This is a genomic window from Pseudomonas sp. F220 (genome assembly GCF_057813935.1).
Window position 1 is genome coordinate 37,836 of record NZ_JBVASJ010000037.1, and the last position, 18,885, is coordinate 56,720.

General features: G+C 55.7%; 13 protein-coding genes and 2 pseudogenes. 9 read left to right on the forward strand and 6 right to left on the reverse strand.

All coding sequences use genetic code 11. The features are described 5' to 3' along the window. Positions 1 to 67: 67 nt before the first annotated feature. On the reverse strand, positions 68 to 583 hold the full coding sequence (locus ACZYSM_RS24205; RefSeq protein WP_489075369.1) for a DUF2938 domain-containing protein: 516 nt from the start codon (positions 581 to 583) through the stop codon (positions 68 to 70). Between the two features lie 79 nt (positions 584 to 662). Here ACZYSM_RS24205 and ACZYSM_RS24210 point away from each other — a divergent pair, with 79 nt between their 5' ends. Further along, positions 663 to 1,103: a helix-turn-helix domain-containing protein gene (locus ACZYSM_RS24210; protein WP_489075371.1), complete on the forward strand. Its 441-nt coding sequence runs from the start codon at positions 663 to 665 to the stop codon at positions 1,101 to 1,103. An 85-nt stretch (positions 1,104 to 1,188) separates the two neighbouring features. Here the strand turns inward: ACZYSM_RS24210 and ACZYSM_RS24215 are convergent, their stop codons facing one another. Continuing rightward, on the reverse strand, positions 1,189 to 2,067 hold the full coding sequence (locus ACZYSM_RS24215; RefSeq protein WP_489075373.1) for a LysR substrate-binding domain-containing protein: 879 nt from the start codon (positions 2,065 to 2,067) through the stop codon (positions 1,189 to 1,191). A gap of 109 nt (positions 2,068 to 2,176) precedes the next feature. On the opposite strand from ACZYSM_RS24215, the pseudogene ACZYSM_RS24220 reads away from it, so the two are divergent. From ACZYSM_RS24220 to mqo, 6 genes and pseudogenes are all read left to right on the forward strand, one after another. Further along, positions 2,177 to 2,464, forward strand: a pseudogene (locus ACZYSM_RS24220) (PhnD/SsuA/transferrin family substrate-binding protein); the annotation flags it as partial. Further along, positions 2,437 to 3,162 (forward strand): annotated as a pseudogene (locus ACZYSM_RS24225) (iron-containing alcohol dehydrogenase); the annotation flags it as partial. The pseudogenes ACZYSM_RS24220 and ACZYSM_RS24225, both read left to right, overlap by 28 nt. A 123-nt stretch (positions 3,163 to 3,285) precedes the next feature. Beyond that, positions 3,286 to 4,581, forward strand: coding sequence for an MFS transporter (locus ACZYSM_RS24230; protein ID WP_489075375.1), 1,296 nt, complete (start codon positions 3,286 to 3,288; stop codon positions 4,579 to 4,581). A 54-nt stretch (positions 4,582 to 4,635) separates the two neighbouring features. Further along, on the forward strand, positions 4,636 to 5,508 hold the full coding sequence (locus tag ACZYSM_RS24235; RefSeq protein WP_489075377.1) for a LysR substrate-binding domain-containing protein: 873 nt from the start codon (positions 4,636 to 4,638) through the stop codon (positions 5,506 to 5,508). 86 nt (positions 5,509 to 5,594) lie between these two features. Then, on the forward strand, positions 5,595 to 6,422 hold the full coding sequence (gene phnX, locus ACZYSM_RS24240; RefSeq protein WP_489075379.1) for a phosphonoacetaldehyde hydrolase: 828 nt from the start codon (positions 5,595 to 5,597) through the stop codon (positions 6,420 to 6,422). Between the two features lie 618 nt (positions 6,423 to 7,040). Then, complete coding sequence (mqo, locus tag ACZYSM_RS24245; protein WP_489075381.1) at positions 7,041 to 8,690, forward strand: malate dehydrogenase (quinone); 1,650 nt, start codon at positions 7,041 to 7,043, stop codon at positions 8,688 to 8,690. Positions 8,691 to 8,794: 104 nt separating this feature from the next. Here the strand turns inward: mqo and ACZYSM_RS24250 are convergent, their stop codons facing one another. Continuing rightward, positions 8,795 to 9,574 (reverse strand): ABC transporter substrate-binding protein, encoded by a 780-nt coding sequence (locus tag ACZYSM_RS24250; RefSeq protein WP_489075383.1) that lies wholly within the window; start codon positions 9,572 to 9,574, stop codon positions 8,795 to 8,797. Positions 9,575 to 9,620: 46 nt separating this feature from the next. Further along, entirely contained in the window at positions 9,621 to 10,796 is a 1,176-nt protein-coding gene (locus ACZYSM_RS24255) for a M20 aminoacylase family protein (RefSeq protein ID WP_489075385.1), read from the reverse strand. 238 nt (positions 10,797 to 11,034) lie between these two features. Here ACZYSM_RS24255 and ACZYSM_RS24260 point away from each other — a divergent pair, with 238 nt between their 5' ends. Beyond that, positions 11,035 to 11,949, forward strand: a complete 915-nt coding sequence (locus tag ACZYSM_RS24260) for a LysR family transcriptional regulator (RefSeq protein ID WP_489075387.1) — start codon at positions 11,035 to 11,037, stop codon at positions 11,947 to 11,949. A gap of 137 nt (positions 11,950 to 12,086) precedes the next feature. Further along, complete coding sequence (locus ACZYSM_RS24265) at positions 12,087 to 13,517, forward strand: IS1182 family transposase (RefSeq protein WP_489075389.1); 1,431 nt, start codon at positions 12,087 to 12,089, stop codon at positions 13,515 to 13,517. Between the two features lie 276 nt (positions 13,518 to 13,793). Here the strand turns inward: ACZYSM_RS24265 and ACZYSM_RS24270 are convergent, their stop codons facing one another. Further along, entirely contained in the window at positions 13,794 to 14,219 is a 426-nt protein-coding gene (locus tag ACZYSM_RS24270) for a DUF1810 domain-containing protein (protein ID WP_489075391.1), read from the reverse strand. Between the two features lie 429 nt (positions 14,220 to 14,648). Then, positions 14,649 to 18,656, reverse strand: coding sequence for an NACHT domain-containing protein (locus ACZYSM_RS24275; RefSeq protein ID WP_489075393.1), 4,008 nt, complete (start codon positions 18,654 to 18,656; stop codon positions 14,649 to 14,651). Positions 18,657 to 18,885 lie beyond the last annotated feature (229 nt).

The window sequence follows — 18,885 nt, forward strand, 5'->3', positions numbered from 1 at the left end:
CAGCAACCGGCCAGAAACTCCGGGCTTACGACAGCACCCTGAGCGCCCACCGCTATCCCACAGGCGCTCACCTTAGGCAGAGCGGCGCAGGAAAGAGGAGCATCAATAGCCACCCAGCCCCAAAGAGCCCGATTCCGAACGTCAGATGCGCAATGACACTTCTGCACCTTGCCATGTTCGGTGCCGCTGTCCTCGAAGCCGCGATGCCAAAACCGAACGCGGGCTGCATGATGAAGAAAGGTGCAATCACACTGATCAAGCCAGTCACCAGCGCGGGCATCAGAGAGGGGTTGCAGATCCAGGCAAGCCCTTGGGCACCGAAGAGCACCATCGCAAAGACACTGCCAGTGATGTAATGGAACACCCAGCCAACCAGGCGTTCATTCTGGACACGGGGCGCAGCCACAATCGAGGCGTGACGAAACCGCCCTTGTAACATGTGGCCCAACCAACGACCGACGAGCCCATAGTCAGGCGACGCCAAGCCAAATACCCGCTTTTGAATAAAAGCCGATACGTCCATGATCAGCGTGGCCCACATTCCAACAAACAAAATGCGCAGTACTGACTCACCTACTCCCATGGTATTTCCCCTTGCCTTCAGCCTGTCTTGGCGGTTTGATTCCGGTAGTCTGCAAGTTCAAGTCGACTTGAGGTCAAGCATGAAAGAGATGGATATCGGTGAAGTGGCACGTCGTTCCGGTCTGCCGTCTTCAACCCTGCGCTACTACGAAGAAAAAGGTCTTATCCGCTCGATAGGTCGTCGTGGCCTGAGCCGCGTATTTCGTGCGGATGTACTCCAGCGACTGTCATTGATCGCGCTCGGGCAATCTGCGGTGTTTTCATTGGACGATATCGCCGCCATGCTGGACGCGGACGGTCAGCCTGCCATTGATCACAAGAGGCTTGCAGAGAAGGCTGAGGAACTGGACCGCACCATCGAGCGCCTCAGTGCCATACGCGACGAGCTTCGTCGTGCAGCGTCCTGTCCTGCTCCCCGTCATATCGAATGCCCGACGTTTCAGAAAATGCTGAACGCTATTGGGTCGGGGGATCTCAAGAGAAAAACCGGCAAAGGCAGTCTCCGCGGACATGGATCGTGAGACGGTCGCATGCCCACTTGGGTCGATTGCTGCCCCTCATGACCGGCAGGTATCGGCCAAAACCAGCCACTCAAGACTGTCTGCGCTAACGAGTGCAATTCACGTCCTCAGAAAGGACTACATCAAAGAACGATGAGATGAGTCGACTGGAGCGCCGCTCGGTCAGGCAATAGAGATAGGTTTCGGTGTAGAGCGGATCGCCTTCGATGCGGATCGTTCGGATGCGAGGATCGGGGATGAACTCTGCCTCGGATACAACCCCCAGCCCAATGCCACGCACCACGGCTTCGCGCAGGGCCTCGCGGCTACCAATTTCCATGGCGATGCGTGGAACGACCTGCGCCTCAATCAAGGCCTGCTCCAGGACCAAGCGAGTTGTAGACCCGGGCTCTCTTTGAAGCAGCGGCTGGCCTTCAAGTTCCTCCAGTCGCACTGAACCACGTCCAGCGAAGGGATGCTTATGGTGGGCAAACAGGATGATGGCGTGACGCGCGTAGAGCACGGCACAGAGTCCTGGATCATCATGCCGTCCGGCAAGCACAGCGATATCCGTCACGTAACTCTCAAGATCGGCCAAGACCTGCGCCGAGTTGCCAACCCGTATCGAAACGTCGATGCGTGGATGGTGCTGAAGGTAGTTGTCCACCATTTCGATCACGTGAAACGGGCCCACCGCCCCGAGCTTGAGCTGGCCGCTGTCAAGCCTGCCGGAATCGCGTAAGAGGTTGTGCGCCTCCAGATCCAGTGCAGCCATGGCCTGGGCAATCGGTAGTAACTGCCGGCCGACGTCGGATAACTCAATGCGCCGCCCACGACGGTGGAACAGTTCAACTCTGTGCTGACGCTCGAGGCTTTGTACCTGTGTGGTAAGAGTCGGCTGGCTGAGCCCTAGCGCCCGAGCCCCTGCGCTGAAACTCCCGTGGCGGGCCACGGCCAGGAATGCACGCATCTTGGCGGTCGACATCCATAGACTCCATCAATAGTTAGCTGCTTAAACCCATATTGAATTGATCGTATGACTGTCACGTGACATTCCTAGCCTGAGGCAACTCCAACCAACCCCTTGGAATGCCATGAAAACCTTCTCCAAATTTTTGCGCGTCGCCGGTATTGCCTTCCTTTCCATAAGTGCTGCTTGCCAAGCTACGGCGAACGACAAACTGAGGATTGGCCTGATCCCGTCAGAAGATTCCCAAGCGATGATCGAGTCCAGCAAGCAGGTGCTCAGCAGCCTCGAAGACAAACTGGGTATGCCTGTCGAACCCTTTGTCGCGACGGACTACAACGGCATCATCGAAGCGCTACGGGCAGGAAAGCTGGACGTGGCCTACCTCGGCCCTTTTTCCCGGCGCGCAGCAAATTACTGATTGCGGCGCCAACCACTGCGGGTACAGGGAGCGAAGTCACCCCTTGGGCCACTATCTGGGACTCCGCCAGCCACAAGAAATATTCCCTGCACCTGGACAGTACCTGGCCCAAGGTAGCCATTGTCGATCCGGAGCTGATGTTGACGGTTCCGGCAGGGGTCACCGTTTCTACGGGTCTGGACGCCCTCTCTCATGCTCTTGAGTCGATCTGGAACATCAATGCCAACCCGATTTCGGACACCTTTGCAATCTCTGCAATTGAGGACATCCTGGAGTGCCTGCCGCTGCTACGTCGTGACCTGACCAACAGGGAACTGCGTTCCCGGATGGCGCTGGCCGCACTCAAAGCAGGAATGGCGTTCTCCAACACTAAAACTGCGCTGGCCCACTCCATCTCCTACGAGATGACCCTGCGCCACGGCCTGCCCCATGGCATTGCCTGCTCCTTCACCCTGCCGCTGGTTCTGGGCCTGGCCTGGGGACATGACGAGGCGCGCGACCGGACGCTTCAGCGGATATTCGGCAACGACTTGCACAAGGCCCAGAGTCAGTTGCGCGAGTTCCTGCACAGTTTGGGGGTCAAGACCGAGTTTGCCGACTATGGCGTAACGGCAAAGGACGCCGAGGACATCATCAATTTCGCCATGCAGGGCGCACGAGGCAAGAACTTCATCGGTTCACAAGCTGCCTAGCGCCTGCCAACCCAACAAGCACTGCTAGCGGCGTGACGAGCCGCGGCGATTTCCTGCGGCACCGACAAAGAGTGCACCCTCCGACCCCACTCGGCGGGAACGAACAATAATAAGGAAAAGATCATGAATCGTGCCCAAGCCATGTCTGGTCTCGCAGTACGCGCCTCATCGTTCCGAGTAGCCCAGTGGCGCATGCTGCTGGCGGCGATGTTCTGTTATTTGTTTTTCTATACCGGTCGGCAGACCTTCGGTTTCGCCATTCCCGGCATCCAGGCCGAGTTCGGCTTGACCAAGGAAACGCTCGGCTGGGCATCGGCAGCCATGCTCTGGTCCTACGCCATTGGCCAGGCAATCAACGGCAACCTCGCCGACAAATTCGGCGGCCGACGCATCATGACCCTTGGCGCTGTGCTGTCCTGTGCCGCCAACTGGGTGACGAGCTTCGCCGGCGGCTTTGCCAGTCTGATCCTGCCCTGGGGTATCAACGGTTACTTTCAGGCATTGGGCTGGGCGCCAGGGAGCCGACTCATCTCCAATTGGTGGAGCGCTGGCGAACGCGGCAAGGTGTATGGCTTTTACGTGTTCGCAGCCGGTTGCGCCTCTGTCCTTTCTTACGTGACCTCAATCGTCGTTCTCGAGGTGCTGCAACTGGAGTGGCGCTGGATCTTCCGTTTGCCAGTGCTGCTGATGCTGGCGGGTGGCATTATTTTCTACCTGGTTGCTCGTGAACGTCCGCAAGATCTTGGCTTTGAACCACTCGCCGATACGGGTGTGGCCAACGCCAATGACAAAGACCACGAGGTGGCACACGGTGAGGTCGAAACGTCTGCGCAACGCTACAAAGCGGTACTGAAGAACTTTCGTTTGATCATCGCAGCCGTGTCTCTGGGATTCCAGAACGCCGCTCGCTATGGCCTGATCGTCTGGGTTCCGGTTCACTTTCTGGGTGCCAATTGGAAAAGTGGTGACAGCATGGTCGATCCGAAGTGGATTACGGTTGCCCTTCCAGTTGGCATGGCGATCGGCGCCCTCAGCAATGGTTGGGTATCGGACAAACTGTTCGGCTCCAAACGCTACCTGGCCATCATGCTCTACATGTTCCTCGGTGCAGCGACCAGCCTGTGGATGTGGAGCCTTCCTCCTCATAGCGCTATCGGTCTTGTGGCGTTGTTCCTCTGTGGCTTCTTCGTTTACGGCCCTGCGTCCAGCTTCTGGGCGCTCTGCCCAGACTTGGTAGGGGCCAAGCGGGCTGGCACCGCAACCGGAGTGATGAACTTCTCGTCTTATCTGTTCGCAGGCCTGGCTGAACCCCTGATCGGCAATATGCTGGACACTACAGGGAATACATCTTTGATCTTCATCGTGGTCACTACTGCGTGCCTTTGCAGTGCGACGGTCGCGCTGTTCATCAGGCGTTGACTGGCGAGCACAGATGCTTGAATTAAAGGTAACAACTCAGGAACAGGATCTTTTATGTACCAGTACCACAAATGGCTACGTTCCTTTCATGCGGTGGCGAAGACCGGCAGTTTCACCCTCGCCGCCGAGTACCTGAGCATCGGTCAGCCAACTGTAAGTGAGCAGGTTAACGCGCTGGAGAAGAAGTTTTCCGTGGAACTCTTCCACCGCCGAGGTCGCTTTATCGAGATGAGTTCGGCAGGACACAAACTCTATGCGATCACCCAGGGCCTATTTGGCCAAGAGGATGAAGCTGTGCAACTTCTGCACAGTTTCAAGCAACGCAAAACCGGCATGCTGCGACTGGGGGCGGTTTCTCCTCCTATTGCAATGAACCTGACCTACGAATTGATGCAGCGGCATCCGGACATAGAACTGGAAACCTCGTTCTCCCCTGAAAGAGAGACCCTGGAGCGACTCTTCAACTTCGATATCGATGTGGCGATTCTTGCCCTCTCCGAATTCGACCAACGTTTTCACACTCAGCTCTACCGACGCTACCCGATTATTGCCGTTGTCCGCGACGACCATCCTTGGGCCCGGCAGAAAGAGGTGCGCGTCGAGCAGATCAGCAGCGAGAAGTTGGTCCTTCGCGAAAAAAGCTCACGGACGCGTCAGCTGGTGGAGGAAAGCTGCAAGCGGCTAGACGTCACCCTGAACTGCGTCATGCAGTTGAACAGTCGCGAAGCCATCGTCCATGCCATCGCCAAGGGCATCGGAATCGGTTTCGTTTCTGCCGTCGAGTACGCCGAAACTCCAGGCACAAAACCGATCACTTTTGTCGATCACCCATTTTCTATTGATTACCACCTGTGCTGCCTGGGCATTCGCAGAAACCGGCCGATGATCTCGGAGTTGTTCGACTCAAGTCCGACGCCGGCAACCTGATCCCGTAACGCCCTCAAACACTCAATAGGCTTACTTCTTTCTTACGAGAAGGACGGCCTGCTCATACCCAAAAATGGAGACTCACCATGCACTACAAACAACCGTCCCAACTGCAAGCTGTGGTTCTGGACTGGGCGGGCACTGTTGTCGATTTCGGTTCCTTTGCCCCCACTCAAATTTTCGTCGAGGCGTTCGCCGAGTTCGGAGTTGCTGTTTCCCTGGAAGAGGCCCGCGGCCCTATGGGCATGGGTAAATGGGACCATATCCGCACCTTATGCAACCAACCGCAGATTGCCGAACGCTACCGTGCGGCCTTCGATCGGCTGCCGACCGATGATGACGTCACCGCGCTTTACGAGCGCTTCATGCCGCTACAGATCGAGAAGATCGCCCTGCACTCCGCACTGATTCCCGGCGCACTGGACGCCATTGCTGCTTTACGCGACAAGGGGCTGAAGATCGGCTCCTGCTCCGGTTACCCGGCTGTAGTCATGGCAAAAGTGGTAGAGCTGGCTCGACAGAACGGCTATGTCGCCGACCATGTTGTGGCGACCGATGAAGTCCCCAACGGTCGCCCGTATCCTGCTCAGGCGTTGGCCAACGTTATTGCCTTGGGGATCAGCGACGTCGCCGCTTGCGTCAAGGTCGACGACACTTGGCCGGGCATCCTCGAAGGCCGCAGCGCTGGCATGTGGACGGTCGCACTCACCTGCTCCGGCAACGCTCTGGGCTTGAGCTACGAACAATACATGGCCCTGCCCTCGGACAAACTGGCTGAAGAACGTGCCCGCATCATCAAAATGTTCGAAGGCTCCCGCCCGCACTACCTGATCGACACAATTGCCGAGTTGCCGACGGTGATCGAAGACATCGATGCTCGCCTGGCGCGTGGAGAAACCCCACAGGGCTCCTGATTTATCCGGTTTCTGAAGGCTGTAATGGACCGCCCCACGGGCGGTCTATGCAAAACGAACGCTCCGCCACGAAGGACGCGCTCCATATTTGCGCTGGCAACAGGCTTACAAGGGTGACGTGATGGCTGCCGCTGCCTCGAAGAATGCGAAAATGATGCGTCTTCGTCGATGTGGGGACCTGAGGTAGAATGTCGCGGCATGGATGCTCGCCGCCCTCGGGGATTATGCGGACAGCGACCCACCGTAAGGGGCTACCGGACGCTGCAAGTACGACAGGTGCCATCGAGCGTGCCTATCCGAAGTGTCCGGGCGTCATAGGAATCGCGAAGAGATTGACGGGCGTTTTTTTAGTGAGCGGGTTGAATCTGTTCATCCCCTGCGTCCGATGACTTACACACAGAATTAGTGTCACCCAAGTAGCTGAAGCCAATGACTAACAAGAAGTCAGCGCAGGAGGGGCCTAAAAGTGAGGCCGATAATGTCTATCGGTCTTATATATCCACCCATCAGTCTTTCTGAGTGCAGGGTTCGACGGCATGCGGCATTGCATGCGGTGAGCCAGGGCACCTCATGATCAAGAATGGTGGGTGGATGGCGTTCTATCCTAGGTATAACTGTATGTTGAAAAAAGTGAACACGGGGCTACTTGGCTTGGCCATGTCCCTGGTACTCATGCCCTTGCACGCATCTGAGACAAAAAAAGTCGATGTACTCCTCATCGGCGGGGGCATCATGAGCTCGACCCTGGGTGTTTGGCTCAATGAGCTCGAACCCGACATGTCCATGGAGATGGTTGAACGTCTCGATGGCGTCGCCGAGGAAAGCTCGAACGGCTGGAACAATGCCGGGACCGGCCACTCTGCCTTGGCTGAGTTGAATTACACGCCAGAGGACAAGAATGGCAAGGTCGAGATCCCCAAGGCCATCGAAATCAATGAGGCCTTCCAGATCTCGCGTCAATTCTGGGCATGGCAGGTTCAGAACAACGTCCTGAAAAATCCCCACTCCTTCATTAATTCCACACCGCACATGAGTTTTGTGTGGGGCGATGACAACATCCAGTTCTTGAAGAAGCGCTACGAAGCGCTCCAGGCGAGCCCTCTGTTCAGGGGCATGCAGTATTCGGAAGACCCGGTACAAATCAAGAAATGGGTTCCGCTCATGATGGAAGGACGTGACCCGAATCAAAAGGTCGCGGCTACCTGGTCCCCGATCGGTACAGATGTGAACTTCGGCGAGATCACTCGCCAGTTCGCCGGTTATCTGCAAACCAAACCGAACTTCTCGCTGAAGCTTTCGAGCGAAGTGCAAGACATCAAGCGCAATGAAGATGGCAGCTGGCGTGTTTCCTACAAGAACCTGAAAGACGGCTCGCAAACTCAGACCGACGCCAAATTCGTATTCATTGGCGCGGGCGGTGGTGCACTGCATCTGCTGCAGAAATCCGGCATCCCTGAAGCAAAAGAATATGCAGGTTTCCCTGTCGGCGGCTCCTTCCTGGTAACCGATAATCCAGCGATCGCTGAACAGCATATGGCGAAGGCCTATGGCAAGGCGTCAGTCGGCGCACCGCCTATGTCGGTTCCTCATCTTGATACTCGCGTGCTGGATGGCAAGCGCGTGATCTTGTTTGGCCCGTTCGCGACCTTCTCCACGAAGTTCCTTAAAGAAGGCTCCTACTTCGATCTGCTTACGAGCACGACCCCGCACAACATCTGGCCAATGACTAAGGTGGGCATCGAGCAGTACCCACTGGTTGAATACCTGGCCGGTCAGCTGATGCTGTCGGATGAAGACCGTATGAATGCCCTGAAGGAATACTTCCCTAATGCCAAGAAGGAAGACTGGCGTCTGTGGCAAGCCGGCCAACGCGTTCAGATCATCAAGCGCGACGAGGAAAAGGGCGGCGTACTGAAACTGGGTACCGAAATCGTCAGCTCCCAGGACGGCAGCATTGCAGGCTTGCTGGGTGCATCGCCAGGCGCGTCCACTGCTGCTCCTATTATGCTGACTGTGCTTGAGACAGTGTTCAAGGACAAGGTGGCGACCCCTGCCTGGCAGGAAAAGCTGCGCCAGATCGTTCCGAGTTACGGCACCAAGCTTAACGGTAGTCCTGAGCGTGTTTATCAAGAATGGGCGTACACCAGTAAAGTCCTCCAACTTGATCCCCCGCCTGTGATTGACCAGGTAACTGCTGCGCAAGCCCCGGCTCCGGGTCAGGCGAAACCACAGCACGAGAGCAATCCATCGGCTGATATGGCCCTGTAAAATGAAGCCCCACCAAACACCGTTTGGTGGGGCTTGTGCACTGGGACTATTCAAAGACTGGTGCATGTAAACGTCTGGGCATCATTCCTTTTATGGGGACTCGCTCACTCGCCGTAAATATTGAAGTTGAAATACTTCTTCGCGATCTGGTCGTATTGGCCTGATTGACGAACGCCGGCAATGGCGATGTTCAGCTGCTCTCTCAGATCAGACTCGTTTTTTCTGACACCGATCGCGACGCCATCGCCAATGATGCGTTTGTCGGTGATGGGTTCACCCGCAAAGGCAAATTCTTGACCTTGAGGCTTTTGCAACAACCCGATATCTGCCTGTACCGAGGCTTGGAACGAAGCATCCAGGCGCCCGTTGATGAGGTCTGAAAACACTTGGTCCTGGGTTTGGTAGGAATGGATATTGACGCCTTGGCGACCCCATTCCGATCTGGCAAAACCCTCCTGCAGTGACCCTTGAACAACCCCTACGGACTTCCCTTTCAATGACTCTGCCGTCGGCAGCAATCCGGTGTTTTTCCTGGCGACGAGAGAAGACGGAGCGGTGTAGATCTTATGGCTGAAATCGACTTGCTGGCGACGTGCCTCGGTGGCGCTGAATGCCGACAGGATGGCATCGAATTTCTTCGCCTTTAACGCCGGGATCATGCCGTCGAAGGTCTGCTCGACCCAGATGCACTTGACCCGCAACTCGGCACACAGGGCATTACCCAGATCGATATCAAAACCACTCAATGAGCCGTCTGGCTGCTTTTGCTCGAAAGGTGGGTAACTGGGGTCGACGCCGAACTTTATCACCGGTTCCGCCTGCGATATCGGGGTGATGATCAGCCCGAACAGCATGACGGTGTATTGAAGTTTGCGTAGCTGCATGATGACCTCATTTTTTATTGGTTTTCGCGGTTTGGCAGGTCTTTGCTCAGGCGTTAAGCGGTAAAAAAGCCTCCGTCAACTTGACCCAATAGCCAGCGCCACGGATCAGGATGTCGTCATTGAAGTCGTAGCGAGGATCGTGAGCCATGCAGCTTTTTTCGCCGTCGCCATTGCCGATGATCAAGTAGCAGCCCGGGCATTGCTGAAGGAAGTAAGCGAAATCCTCGCTGCCATTGAAGGGCACGATGTCTTTCATTACCTCGTCCTCACCGAGCCAGTCGATGGCCACCTGGCTGGCGAACCGGGTCATTTCTTCGTCATTCACCAGCAAGGGGTAGTCGGCACTGTACTGGATGTCGGCTGTCGCGCCGAATGCTTCTGCCTGGGCGTGAATAAGGCGTTTTATCTGGCTCTCCAGACGGTCTCTGACGTCGTTGTTCAGTGAACGGACCGACATCAGCATGTGCGCGCTGTCCGGGATCACGTTGGACGCCTTGCCTGCGTTAATGGCCCCCACGGTGATAACGCTCATATCCTGAGGTGAAACGTTGCGCGAGACGATTGTCTGCAAGGCCATGATGATACTTGCGCAGACCACCACAGGGTCGACGCTCAGATGCGGCATCGCGCCGTGACCACCTTTTCCGTGAATCGTGACATTGACCTGGTCGGCGGAAGCCATGAAGGGCCCGGCCCGGAACCCGAGTTTTCCGACAGGGTAACCAGGCATGTTGTGTGCGGCGAACACCGCATCGCAGGGGAACTGTTGCAGCACGCCTTCCTGAATCATTCTTCGGGCGCCGGCCAGACCTTCCTCGGCCGGCTGAAAAATCAGGTGTACGGTGCCATCGAACGGGTGACCATGGGCAAGAGCGTATGCAGCGGCGAGGAGCATGACAGTATGCCCGTCATGGCCACACGCATGCATTTTGCCAGGTATCCGACTGGCATACGGGAGACCGGTTTTCTCGAGAATGGGCAGTGCGTCCATGTCAGCTCGTATACCAATCACGCGGGGGCTGGTGCCTTTTTTCAGCGTGGCGATGACCGCGGTTTCGGCGAAGCCACGCGTCACTTCATAACCCCATTTGATCAATCGCTCAGCTACCAGTTCGCTGGTCTCGACCTCCTGATAACCGAGTTCAGGGTTGGCATGGATCTGGTGGCGCAGTTCGCGCATTTCCTGCTCGATCTCTTTTAACAACGTCATGGACTGTGTCATTGGCAGAGTTTTTCCTTGGTTACCTGGGGGGAGAAACCAATCTGTCGCAAGGACCACATCCCATGCTATGGCTCACGACATCTTACGTTTCATCAAAGTGCCTGCGCTTTTTCTGGTACGGTCTTTTGGTGAGGGTCGAAGCCTGGGCGACGTTGGTTTGAGCTTAGAGCGCCAAAGCAACGGCTAATAGGCAATCGAAAGTGAACAAGGCAACCCAGGGTTAACACCGGCGGACACTATGAAGTTCTATCAACTCAACGCACTGGTGGCGGTGGCCGACGCGGGCAGTATCCGCGGCGCTGCCAAAAGGCTCGACACCTCGCCGGCCGCAGTCACCAAAGCGATACAGAAACTGGAGGCCGACACAGCAACACAATTGCTGATCCGCAATACCTCCGGGATTGTGTTTACCGAGGTCGGGAAGAAACTGTTGATTGAGTCACGCCTGCTAGTGGCGCAGATGGTCAGTGCCCGTCAAGTGTTGGCTGATTGCAACGGGGAACTGACTGGTCGCTTGTCGGTAGCCGTGACACCTTGGTTAGCGATGACGCTCATGCCCAAGGCTGTCGTGTGTTTTCGCCAGCGATTTCCAAAAGTGCAACTTGAGCTGCATGAAGGTCTTTCGTCCGTCGCCTGTCCGCGGCTGCGGGATGCGAGCGTCGATCTCTTTATCGGACGGCTTGATACCCAGTGCTCCAGCGCCGACCTCACCTACCTACCCCTGTTCACGGCTGATTGCGCGGTGGTGGCCCGTCATCAACACCCGTTGTCGAACAGTCGAACCATGGAGGATCTGGCGTTGGCCGACTGGATTCTGGCCTCCCGGCAAGACGGGGCGATTACGACGCCGGGGCATGTGCATTTCGCCCATTCACTGTCGATCATCTTGAGCTTGCTGCGCGAGACCGACATGTTGAGCATCTTTCCCTGGCCGCTGGTAGAGGTTTGCGCTCAGCGAGAAGGCTTGTGCGCCCTGCCGTTGCGCGAGCCGGTCAGCAGCGCCTCAGTGGGGGCCATCAGCCGAAGCGGGCAGCCCCTGCGGCCGGCGGCCGAACGGTTTCTGGAATGTCTTATCGAAACCATCCACTTTGAGATGGGGCATCCGCACTCGCCTTATCGGCGCATGTTGCAGACCGTCGATTTACTTGTCTGAGAGCGGTTATCGAAACTGAGTGAATCGTCACCGGTTTCATAGACACATTTCAATGGCTGCTGTTGGCCCAGAGGGTGTAAAAACGCCTTCGCGAACACTTGCTATGATTTCTGAGGATTTCATCGCAGGGATCGCCCATGAAGCGCTTTATCCAAGGTGAACATCGAGGCCAAGGCACCTTACTTCCGTCGAACCTCGACGACTACATCAACGATACCAATCCGGTGCGCGTAGTCGACGTCTTTGTCGACGAACTCGACCTGGTCAATCTGGGTTTTGAAGGTGCCATTCCAGCAGACACTGGCCGGCCCGCTTACCACCCCGCGATCTTGCTAAAGATCTACATCTACGGCTATCTCAACCGCATCCAGTCGAGCCGACGTTTGGAGCGAGAAGCTCAACGCAACATCGAGCTGATGTGGTTGACCGGGCGTTTGATGCCGGTTTTCAAGACCATCGCCAACTTCCGAAAAGACAACAGCAAGGCCATCCGAGGCGTCTGTCGCCAGTTCGTCGTGCTGTGTCAGCAGTTGGGACTGTTCGGAGAAAATCTGGTCGCCATCGATGGCAGTAAATTCAAAGCAGTCAACAACCGTGACCGCAATTTCACCAGCGCCAAACTGAAACGGCGAATGGAAGAAATTGAATCGAGTATCAACCGTTACCTAGCGGCACTCGATGCTGCCGATCGGCAAGAACCAACAGCTTTCGAGCCCAGCGCCGTGCGGTTGGAAGAGAAAATCGCCAAGCTCAAAACTCAAATGAAGGAGCTTCAAGCGATCGAAATCCAGCTCAATGAATCGCCGGATAAACAGGTCTCACTGACCGATCCAGACGCCCGCTCCATGATGACGCGCGGCACGGGAATCGTCGGCTACAACGTGCAGACAGCGGTCGATACTCAGCACCATTTGATCGTTGCACATGAGGTGACCAACGTCGGTTCCGACCGAGATCAACTCAGCTCAATGGCCAAGCAGGCCCGCGAGGCGTTAGCGTCAGATACGTTGTCGGTAGTGGCTGACCGGGGTTACTTCAAAAGCGAACAAATCCTGGCTTGTCACGATGCAGGCATCACCGCCTACGTGCCCAAGCCGATGACCTCTGGAGCCAAGGCTGACGGGCGTTTCAATAACGATGCCTTCATCTATGACGCGGCAAAAAACGAATACATTTGCCCGGCTGGAGAGTCGCTGATCTGGCACTATTCCTACGTTGAAAAAGGCCTGAAGTTGCATCGTTACTGGAGTTCGAAATGCCAAGGCTGCGCGTTGAAATTGCAGTGCACACCGAGCACGGAACGACGAGTGCGACGCTGGGAGCATGAAGCCGTATTGGAGGAGATGCAGCTTCGGCTGAGCAACACACCGGAGATGATGCGAGTCCGAAAATGGACGGTTGAGCATCCCTTCGGGACGCTCAAGCAATGGATGGGTGCGACGCATTTCCTGACCCGAAAGCTCAACGGGGTGAGCGCCAAGATGAGCTTGAACGTGCTCGCCTACAACCTGAAACGGGTCATGAAAATCAGCGGCACCACTAGCTTGATGAAAGCGTTAACGGCGTAAAAATCGGTCTTTTTTACCCCATCCAAAGGACTTTAAGAGGCTGCTGAGCCGTTTTAACTGTTCCTGGAAACGTCGTGACCGTGATCAGTTTGCGAAACGTGAGCACGGTCTCCTAGAGTCGATATAGAAACCCAATCTGACGTTTTTACACACTCTGGGCCGAGTCCTGCCGGTCGTCAGTAGCAGCTGCGAAATATCAGTTGCATCAACCCAAGCCGGCCGATCACGGTGTCGAAGAGGTTCGACGTGGTGCTGGCGACGTAACTCGCGTCGACCTTATTCTCCAAGAAGGAACAGGGTATTGGCGTCTGGCTCGCCGGCGAAGAACTGATCGAGGGCCAGCTGGAATAGGGGGTGTTCGGGCTTAATGCTGGCGAACAGCGTGAGGCAGGAGCGCAACTTCAGGTCATCAGGGTGGCCAAGGATTTCCAGTGCACTCTTATCGCTGTGTTGCAGGATGGTACTTACGCTTTCCTCCAGCCGTGGACCCAGTAAATCATGCAGCAGATAGGCCCGGGCTTCGGCGGCACCAGAAATGGCAAAGCGTTTGGCTATCTCGCTACGCCCGAGGCCATGCAGTTGCGGGAAGATGAACCACATCCAGTGACTGGTCTTGTGCCCGGCACGCAACTCTTCCATGGCTCGGGTAAAAACCGGGCGCTGGGCCTCGACGAAACGAAGAAGATTGAAGGGATCTTGCACGCTTGTACTCCCTAAGTTGGCAGACACTATAAAGCCTGGCGGCGCAGGCCGTTTGAACCAGGACGCAGAAACGCAACGCCGCGGTAGGTCACGCAGAATGATTCAGCCTGCAATGGTATGACACATCAGCGAAGGCAGCAGTTTCATCGAAAACAGCCGGTTACGGATGGCTGCATTCGACCCACAGGCGTCACTCACGCAGGGTCAACGAATTTCCGCTTAGCGGGAGACTGGGGACATCGAGGGATGTGTGCCTTCCACTAAAGTCACGCCACGGCGTTCACACCTACGATTGACGCGCCAGCATCGCTTGCGCCCGGCCCCAAATCTTATGTGCAGTCGACGTAAAAGCGGCCGGTTCAAGTCGGGCGGGCGTGTTACCTGGTAGTCGTGTCAATTTGACGTCAGGATCTGTCCCGCATTTGTCTTTCATGCCTGAATAATCAGCCACGGCCATACCTGCCCTTCCGCCACCTTCATTGTCAGGAAGCTTTCGAACATCGCTTTCTCATTTTCCTTGATTGCAGTCTTGATGTTTCCAATATTCTGGTTCAGGAAAGCCGCGCGCCGAGTGGATATCGGCTCAGAGCTACCAGCGATCAACGTTTCCTTCCAGGTCCAGAACCTTCTGTCCACGCATTCGAGCAACAACTTGAATGCTGAGAACGCGTGGGCGTCATCCTCAGCTGTCACAAAGCGGTCGAACCACTCTCTGCCCCAACAGTCGACATCTTGATATTGGGTAGCAAGCTCTGCGACATCCGAGAGCCACGTCTCGGGTTGTGTTTGAGGCATCGTCAGACCAAGCAAGCCCGCCATCAGGATGGCTCGGGCCCGGACAAACTGGCTCGATGCGCTCTCGTCCGCCGAAACTCTGCTTTCCATCCAGGTACGAGCATCCCCGTTGCGGGCTAGCATGAACAGCGATATCAGATCACCATCTGACTTGCAGTTCTCAAGCGCCTCTTCCCAGAGAGCCCGTACGGGCTCGGAGTCGTAAGACTCGAACAGGACAATATCGACCCAGTCCAGCTCCGTTCCGCCGGTTACCTGATTCACAGCAGTCTTGCGAGCCGTCAAACGACGATAAAACTGTGCGCCGACATCCGGCTTTTTATTGAGGAGGTGTGAGCACAACGGGACCAGTAGGCCATAGGAGCCTACGATAAAGTTGTCCGATGCCGTGCCCTCAGCCCCAGTGAGTTGACGCAGTCTTGTTTCGATCGAGGGATCTGCGTCCAGAATGTGCTCGATTGCCTCCACGGTGGTTAGATCGTCAAGCCAATGGGCACCGCGCGACCTTGCAGATTGCACAGCATCTACCACAAGGTTACTTCTAACCTGCCATTCAGAACGCGATTCCTCCTCGAAAGTTTCATTGCTCAAACTTCCGCTAGCGTATGTGCCACCCCAGATAATCGACGGACTAATAAACCGTATCGAACGGTCAGGGGCGATGTTCGATATCGTGACTGAAAACGCATCGGTAGGACTCGCACGCAAGTCGTCAGCAATCTTCATCGCAGGCAACGACGCAACAGCACCGAGACGGACACTTTCGCTCATTACGGCGAGCCATCTAAGCAGATATTCAACGACAGCATCGGTAGCCGGGGGCACCCACCCTCGTGCCTCACCTAGCTTGAGCACATATGCAGGGTCAATACGCTCCATTGTCTCTTTCGGATCAACGCTGTGCGCGTCAATAAGTAGCCGGGAGCCCCAGTACGACTCCTCCCTATGCATCGTGGAGGAGTGACGCCAGCCACGCGTCAACCAGCCGTCCCAAACATCCTGATCACCAGAGTGATAAATCGCCTTGAAAGCCATACTTCGAATGAAGCTATCCGCATGTTCAAGCATCCGGGGGAGTAACCTTGAGCTCACGAACTCTGACGACCTCGACAGGAACCACGTCGCCCGCTGGGCGGACGCGTCGTCTTCAGGTATTGACACGCTCTCGCATAACCCCGAAGGCACAGGTTTGAAATTGCGGACAAAATCCCGCAAGTCAAACGCATCCGGTGACCGCGCAAGCAACCGTTGCAACTGCTCTTCTGATGACCAACGCAGGAGCAGTTCATTAAACAGCGTCCACTCCAGCTGACGCAGGTCCTGACCAGAAAATTGGCCAGGCAACAATTGCCAGACCTGTTGCAACGCTTTCAGGTTCTCTTCGTCAAGAAGAAGGCTGTAGTCATTAACTTGAACAATCAAGGCCCATAACTTGTCGCCATCGCGATTCGGCGCATCAGCAAAGACTTTGCGCATTTTCTGCGCAAACACCTCAGGCGCGCACGCGTGGAAAGTTGGCTCAATGCTTTCCAGTTCGGATTCAGCGTACGAAAACTGGCGCTCTTGCCACAACAGCTCCGGCTCGATGATCTCGGTAGAGCTGAGTCTGTCAGTGAGCGCGGGCGGTTTGGAAAAGTCAGGATCACGCCAATACGTTTTGGCATAATTGGCCAGACGCTTGATCGGGACATCGCTTCTTCCCAAACAGTGAACGCAGTCCTCACGACTCCATGAAAAGATAGAAAGGCATGGATCTCGCAGATACTCCTCGTGATGGCGGCTCAGGTCGAAAGCAGGCTCTTCCGGCAGTATCGCCTTTCTGGCGACGCTGTCAGATGACCCCTCTAGTCGTAACGTTCGGTGTGCCGCAGCAATAGCTGCGGGCATATCTCCGACACGACAGAGCGCTTCGACTTCTTCGAATAGCGCATGTTTGAGCATTTCGCTGTCAGGCGCCGTCCGTACTACCCAACTGAGGACGTCCAGTTTCGAAAGATGCGTCTGCACAGACTCCGCCAGGATGCCAGTAACAATCGAATGTACAAATTCTGCGCGCGGCAGCTGCGATATATACGCCAATGCCACCCTACCCAAACGCAAGAGTCCCTCGTTGCGAATAGGACGAAGCTCAAATGAACCGACATATATGGTGTCGGCCACGGGGCGCCCGGCAAGATTGGTCTCGAGCCTCATTCGGTTTTCGACGCGCTGCTTTTCCAAAGTTGCGTCGTGATTGTCTTCTGCGTCGAGGTCGTCGAAGGACGACATATAACCAAGCCAGATGGTCGCATACCTGACCGCCTGTGCATGCACACTCGGAACAAAGTTCCAGTGGAGTATGCCCTCGAGCAGAAGCTGCTGACCCCATGAGTTTTCGGCAGGAGTGGCCCACAGATCTTGCGCGAGTTTGAAAAACGTCTCAGGCCTCTGCGGCAGATAACGAATGAAGTTCCTGCATTCGGGATCATCGCGGTTCTGCAGATTTAGCCATGTAGACAGAAGTATTATGCGTACTTCGTCCGGGCAATCCTCGAGAATCAGCGCATGCAAAGACGCATGCTCGACTATTCTCGATTTTTCGTCTATTCCCGACGCTGGCTCTAGCCATTGAGAAACAGCCTCGCTAAGGTTACTTCCGTGCCTATGCGCCTCCCGAGTCCTGTCGACCAGAAGTAGTCCAAATCCCATGGAGAGCCGGTCGCTGACAACCTCAATGCGGCCGCCGGGGGCATCAGACAACACACCACCAGATACCAGCTCTGTGTACAGCTCCTGACGTTGGTTGTCATCGAGAGGAGGAAAATCCTCCTTCAGCTCACTCATGCGAAGTCGCTGCTCCCCCTCTCGCGCCCGGTCAGCGATCCTTTTCAGCAATTCGTTAAACTCTGCTGGATCAAGCGGCAAACCTGTTCGACGCTCATATCTGTCGCGCCAGTCCTCGTACAGCAGGCGCGCCACTGTGATATCCCCCGAATCAGCTAGCCGTTCACGGTGACGCACAGCAAGATCGAAATAGCGCGGTTTGCGCAGCAACGGCAAGATGGCTGAAGATAGTTCTGCGAGCGATAGGGATTTTTCATGCAGCGCCGCATTTAGCTCATCGTCATCGTACGGCGTGATTTTCAAAAGTTCGAAGGGTTTGCGGAACCCTAGCTCTAATTTGTTTTTCCAGTAGCCTAACCGGCAAGTTATAACCACCAGCAGATGTTCACGCCAGGTTGACGTATCGAGGCGAGTGAATAGTTCCCGCCAGTGGGTGTGCGAAAATTTTTCATTGACGCCGTCAAGCACCAGTAGGATCGGCGGGATGACAGCGTTTTCCTCATCCACCCACCGTTGCAGCCGTTTTTTCCACAGTTCGGCGCCATCGATGTCAGAGTCGGCTGCCAGTGCATGCGACAACAGCGTCGCAGGTTCGGTATTCGTGACTACTGAAGACGGAAGAAAGAGGATCAGCGGGCATTCCGGTTGGTCCAGCATCTGATAAAGCCAGTTTGCGACGAGCCATGTTTTGCCATCGCCTTCTTCACCGACGACAACAAGTGAATTGCCCGACGCGCCCTTGCTCTCGTACCAGTCGGAAGTTTTTTTGAGGAATCGGGCACGTGGCATCGCTACATCGGCAACCGCAATGTTCTGCAAAAACGCAGCCCTGCTTTCGGACTCGTCTGAAAGTCGCTGGCGCAGCTTGGCATGGCTTCTTCGGCGAGCTTGGTCGAATCCAATCCATGACCGAAGGAATGTCGTAAGCGATCCATCACCTACACCTTCAAAGCCGCCAGTTGATCCTCAATGCTGTGCTCCCGAACTCTTTCAGGAGCCAGCACCTCATGATGCGACCCGATGCAAAAGTGGAAAAAGTCTACCTCTA